This window comes from Brevundimonas sp., assembly GCF_036402095.1.
In the GTDB taxonomy this organism is placed as follows: domain Bacteria; phylum Pseudomonadota; class Alphaproteobacteria; order Caulobacterales; family Caulobacteraceae; genus Brevundimonas.
On record NZ_DASWTO010000069.1, the window covers coordinates 1 to 4,727 of the forward strand.

The 4,727-nt window shown below is 69.5% G+C and carries 7 protein-coding genes and 2 riboswitches; of the genes, 1 reads left to right on the forward strand and 6 read right to left on the reverse strand.

The window, feature by feature from the left end:
- The 5 genes from gcvH to VGD32_RS05860 form a co-directional block, all read right to left on the reverse strand.
- The coding region (gene gcvH, locus VGD32_RS05840; RefSeq protein ID WP_331030962.1) for a glycine cleavage system protein GcvH at positions 1-315 on the reverse strand (315 nt) is incomplete at its 3' end.
- Positions 316-445: 130 nt separating this feature from the next.
- Positions 446-1,558 (reverse strand): glycine cleavage system aminomethyltransferase GcvT, encoded by a 1,113-nt coding sequence (gcvT, locus tag VGD32_RS05845; protein ID WP_331030963.1) that lies wholly within the window; start codon positions 1,556-1,558, stop codon positions 446-448.
- Positions 1,559-1,614: 56 nt separating this feature from the next.
- A riboswitch (glycine riboswitch) is annotated at positions 1,615-1,703 on the reverse strand.
- A gap of 4 nt (positions 1,704-1,707) precedes the next feature.
- Positions 1,708-1,805: riboswitch (glycine riboswitch) on the reverse strand.
- A 71-nt stretch (positions 1,806-1,876) separates the two neighbouring features.
- Positions 1,877-2,047, reverse strand: coding sequence for a hypothetical protein (locus VGD32_RS05850; RefSeq protein WP_331030964.1), 171 nt, complete (start codon positions 2,045-2,047; stop codon positions 1,877-1,879).
- A gap of 35 nt (positions 2,048-2,082) precedes the next feature.
- On the reverse strand, positions 2,083-3,093 hold the full coding sequence (locus VGD32_RS05855; protein WP_331030965.1) for an adenosine deaminase: 1,011 nt from the start codon (positions 3,091-3,093) through the stop codon (positions 2,083-2,085).
- On the reverse strand, positions 3,083-3,676 hold the full coding sequence (locus VGD32_RS05860; RefSeq protein WP_331030966.1) for a hypothetical protein: 594 nt from the start codon (positions 3,674-3,676) through the stop codon (positions 3,083-3,085). The genes VGD32_RS05855 and VGD32_RS05860 overlap by 11 nt, the downstream gene beginning before the upstream one ends.
- Before the next feature lie 131 nt (positions 3,677-3,807).
- On the opposite strand from VGD32_RS05860, the gene VGD32_RS05865 reads away from it, so the two are divergent.
- Positions 3,808-4,431 (forward strand): hypothetical protein, encoded by a 624-nt coding sequence (locus VGD32_RS05865; RefSeq protein WP_331030967.1) that lies wholly within the window; start codon positions 3,808-3,810, stop codon positions 4,429-4,431.
- Between the two features lies 1 nt (position 4,432).
- Here the strand turns inward: VGD32_RS05865 and VGD32_RS05870 are convergent.
- Positions 4,433-4,727 (reverse strand): DALR anticodon-binding domain-containing protein (locus VGD32_RS05870; RefSeq protein ID WP_331030968.1); only part of this gene is annotated, 295 nt, incomplete at its 5' end.

A 4,727-nucleotide genomic window follows, 5' to 3' on the forward strand; every position in this document is an offset into this window, starting at 1 on the left:
CAGTTGCGACGCATCCGACACGCGGATCTTCGCGAACCAGCCTTCGCCTTCCGGATCGGCGTTGACCGTCTCGGGGGCCGAGGCGAGGGCGGCGTTGCCCTCGATCACCTCGCCCGAGACCGGGGCGTAGACGTCCGAGGCCGCCTGGACGCTCTCGACCACGGCGAAGCTGTCGCCCTTCGAGACCGACTTGCCGGCCTCTGGCGTCTCCACGAACACCACGTCGCCGAGCGCCTCGGCGGCGTGCTTGCTGATGCCGACCGTGGCGACGTCGCCGTCGAGGCGAACCCACTCGTGATCCTTGGTGAACTTCATCCGCGTCTTCCTTCCGTCATCCCCGGGCTTGTCCCGGGGATCCATGAACTCGATCCGTCCCGTCCGAAACACCGAAGGCCGGTGATCCTGGATCGCCGGGACGAGCCCGGCGATGACGGGGGTGAAAAACCTACTTCGGCTTCCTGTAGTACCTCTGCGCGACGAAGGGCATGGCGACGACCTCGGCGGCGGCGGGCTTGCCGCGCACGATGACCTTCAGCTCCGTGCCCAGCTCGGCGAACGCCGGCGGCACATAGCCCATGGCGATGTTGCGGCCCAGCGTCGGCGAGGGGCCGCCCGAGGTCACCTTGCCGATGACATTGCCGTCCATGTCAGCGATCTCGGCGCCTTCGCGGGCCGGAGCGCCTTCCTTGACGCTGAGACCGACGCGGACGCGGGCCGGCCCCCCGGCCAGCTCCTTGAGCACGCGGTCGGCGCCGTTGAAGTCGGCCCGCTCCTTGCGCGACTTCGACAGGGCGAAGGTCAGGGCGCCCTCGACCGGGCTGGTCGTGGCGTCGATGTCGTGGCCGTGCAGCGGCAGGCCGGCCTCCAGCCTCAGGCTGTCGCGGGCGCCGAGGCCGATCGGCTTGACCCGGGCGTCCTTCAGGATCTCGTTCCAGATGCGTTCGGCGTCGGCCGCCGGCACCGAGATCTCGTAGCCGTCCTCGCCGGTATAGCCCGAGCGCGAGACGAAGCAGTCGACCCCGAACAGCATCACCCGGGCGCAGTCCATGAAGCCGAATTCGGCCAGCACGGGTTCGTGTTTCGCCATCACCTCGGCGGCTTCCGGCCCCTGGATGGCGAGCAGGGCGCGGTCGGCCAGCACGGTGAGTTTGGCGTCGCCCTCGAGGTTCGCTTCGAGGAAGGCGAAGTCGGCGTCCTTGTTGCCGGCGTTGACCACCACATAGAGGCCGTCGTGGTCGGGACGGCCGGCCATCAGGTCGTCCATGATGCCGCCCTCGTCATTGAGCAGCAGGCTGTATTTCTGCCGCCCGGCCTTGAGGATCGCATAGTCGCCGGGGACGAAGCGCTCGAACTGGGCCGTCGCGTCCGCGCCGGTGATCTTGCACTGGCCCATGTGTGACACGTCGAACAGGCCGGCGTGTTCGCGGGTCCAGCGGTGCTCGGCCAGCACTCCCTCGTACTGCACCGGCATGTCGTAGCCGCCGAAGCCGACCATGCGGGCGCCCAGCGCGCGATGCGCGGCGTTGAGGGGCGTGGTCTTCAGGGTTTCGTCGGTCATCATCAGGGTCCCACGGTCGCGTTATGGGGCGGAAAGCTCCGCCGTCCTCGCGCCCCCGCTGTCCTGAAGCCTGAGAGATTCCGGCCCGCCCGGTCCCGGGCTGGCCTTGCTCCGTCGGCGCGCTCCTAAGAGCGACTTTCCAGCGTCCGTATGTCCTCGCGGTCCGTTTGCCTGAGCGTTTCCGGGGCGGTTGCGCCTTCGGCTCCGGGCCCGCCGAAACGGCCCCGATCTCTCCCGCGAGAGCGCCGCGACCTAGGCCCCGACTCCGGTGCGAAGTCAAGCGGGAGCGGGGCGGCGGGCGCAAGCCGCGTCAGATGGCTAGGGCTGATTCGCGTTCTTCTTTTTCCGCTCGGCCTTGGCGAGGACCCTGAAGGCCATAACCAATGCGAGGCCGACGCAGAGACCGAGCGCCAGTCCGATGGCGAGCCCGACCGGTCCGTAATTCCGGCCTGCCGCGACATGCCAACCGGCGACCACGATCAGCGCCAACCATTCTTTCCAGCTGAGAGAGCGAATGAACGTCATCAACGGGCGACCGCGTAGGCGTCCACTTCGGCGATGCGGGCCGCCTTTTCCGCCTCGCTCAGGAACGACCCCTCGAAGCTGTTCCGCGCCAGTTGCGTCACCTGCGCCCGCGTCAGCCCCACCGCCTCGGCAAGCTGCCGATAATTCTCGTTCACATAGCCGCCGAAATAGGCGGGGTCGTCCGAGTTCAGGGTCACGTGCAGGCCCCGGCGCAGCATCTCCGGCACGGGATGGTCCTTCAGGTCCCTGACCACGCACAGCTTCAGGTTCGACAGCGGGCACACCGTCAGCGTCATCTGCGACGCCGCCAGCCGTTCGATCAGGGCTTCGTCCTCCATCGAGCGGTTGCCGTGGTCCATGCGGTCGATGTGCAGCAGGTCCAGCGCCTCGCGCACATACTCCGGCGGACCTTCCTCGCCGGCGTGGGCGACCCGCTTCAGACCCATCTGGCCGGCGCGCTCGAACACCCGCCGGAATTTCGACGGCGGATGCCCGACCTCGGACGAGTCCAGCCCGACCCCCTCGATCCGGTCCAGCCAGGGCTCGGCCTGATGCAGCACGTCGAAGGCGGCGTGTTCGTCCAGATGGCGCAGGAAGCACAGGATCAGCTTCGAATTGACGCCCAGCTCGCGCTCCGCCCGCTTCATCCCCGCCAGCAGCCCTTCGGCCACGACGCCGAACGGAACGCCCCGGTCGGTATGGGTCTGCGGGTCGAAGAAAATCTCGGCGTGGCGAACGTTGTCCGCCGCCGCCCGCCGGAAATAGGCCAGGGCCAGATCGTGGAAATCCTCTTCCGTCAGGAGGACGTTCGCCCCCGCGTAATAGATGTCGAGGAAGTCCTGCAGGTTGGAAAAGTCGTAGGCCGCGCGCACCGCCTCGACGCTGTCGAACGGGATGGCCACCCGGTTGCGCCGCGCCAGCTCGAACATCAGCTCGGGCTCCAGCGATCCCTCGATGTGCAGATGCAGCTCTGCCTTGGGCAGGCCGGCGATATAGGCGTCAAGGGACATGGGCGGGTCTCCGGTCGGGAAGGTGGGCGGGCGGGGCCTGCAGCGCGCCCAGCACCCCGGCTGTCAGCCGGCGGTTGGCGGCCACCAGCGTTCCCGGCGGGGTGCGCAGGTCATTGTGCAGCCACAGGCGCAGCTGGCCGACGAAGGCGCCCGCCAGAAAGGCGGCGACCTGCCGGCGCTCCTCCGGCGGGACGCGGGGCAGGGCCTCTTCGAGATGGGTCCCGGCGATGAGGCGCAGGCGCTGTTCTCCGGCGGCGAGCATGACCTCCATCGCCCGCGACCGGCCCGCGTTGCGGGCGAAGGCCAGATTGCCCGCGATGTGGTGTGTCACATGGGCGACGGGCAGGATGTCCGCCGCCAGACCCTCGCGGCGCGCCAGGGCGTCGCAGATGTCGATCATCCCGCAGAAGGACCGGCCGAGGAAATCGTCGCGGTCCTCGAAATGGGCGTAGAAGGTCGAGCGGCCGACGTCCGCGGCGCGCACCAGATCGCCGATGCGGATCGAATCGAGGTCCTGCCCCTGGCCCAGCTGCATCAGAGCCTGGCCCAGCCGGCCGCGCGTGCGGGCGACGCGCTGGTCCATCCCCTCCCGACCCGGCCTGTTTCCGGACATTCCCCGCCTCCGTGTCCCGCATCGCCGGGAGCGTGCAGGGCATGACTGGTTTTCCTCCCGAACCGCCGCCACGACAAGCCGGAGATAGGGGAGACGCCGCCATGACCGCCAACCGCAACGCCTGCGCCGCCGCGCTCATCGCCGGATGGGCCGGCTACATCGGCCTGATGGCGGTGCATCCCACCCGCCTGGGCGGCCCCGCCCTCGGTCACGTCAGCCTGAACGACGCGGTTCACTGGACCGGCCTGCTGATCCTGCCGATCCTGATCTACGGCTATGTCGAGCTGGGGCGCCGCCTCGACCTGCGGCGGCCGCTGGTGCTGCTGGCGGTCTGCACCCTGATCGCGAGCCTGTTCGCCGGCATGGCCGCCGCGACCATGAGCGGCCTCGTCATGGCAGAGGTGGCCCGCGGGGCCGGCGAGTTCCCGCCGGAGACTCTCGACGCCCTGCGCCACCTGGTCTTCTGGCTGAACCAGGGCTTCGCGACCGTGCACTACGTGCTGCTGATGATCGCCGTCGGCCTCTTCGCCCTCGCCTGGCCGAACCGCCCTTCGGACCTCGGCCTGAAGTGGGGCGGCGTCCTGGCCGCGCTGGCCTTCATGGCCTGGCTGGCGACCGGAACCTGGGGCGCGGACGTGCACAGCGTTCTGGCGGTGGTGGTCGTGGCCGGGGCCTGGAGCATCGTCGCCGCCCTGGCCCAGCGCAGCCTGCCGGACCCGGCCTGACCTACATCCGCTCCGGCGTATCGATGCCCAGCAGGTCCAGCGCCCGCTCCAGCTGGTCCAGCACCGCCCTCGACAGCGTCAGCCGGGACCCCTTCGTCGCCTCGTCCGGCGCGCTCAGCACCGGGCAGGCGGCGTAGAATTTCGAGAACGACTGCGCCAGCCGGTACGCGTGCTCGCAGATCAGGTGCGGCATCCGCTTGTCGTAGGCTTCGCTCACGGCCTGCGAGAAGGCGTCCAGGGTCAGGGCCAGATCGCGCTCGGCCGGCTCGCCGATCGCCACCGGCCCCGCCGCCGCG

Coding starts and splice junctions, on each gene's coding strand:
- gcvT (WP_331030963.1), bottom strand. CDS start 1,558: ATGACCGACGAAACCCTGAAGACCACGCCCCTCAACGCCGCGCATCGC.
- VGD32_RS05860 (WP_331030966.1), bottom strand. CDS start 3,676: ATGGACCAGCGCGTCGCCCGCACGCGCGGCCGGCTGGGCCAGGCTCTG.
- VGD32_RS05855 (WP_331030965.1), bottom strand. CDS start 3,093: ATGTCCCTTGACGCCTATATCGCCGGCCTGCCCAAGGCAGAGCTGCAT.
- VGD32_RS05865 (WP_331030967.1), top strand. CDS start 3,808: ATGACCGCCAACCGCAACGCCTGCGCCGCCGCGCTCATCGCCGGATGG.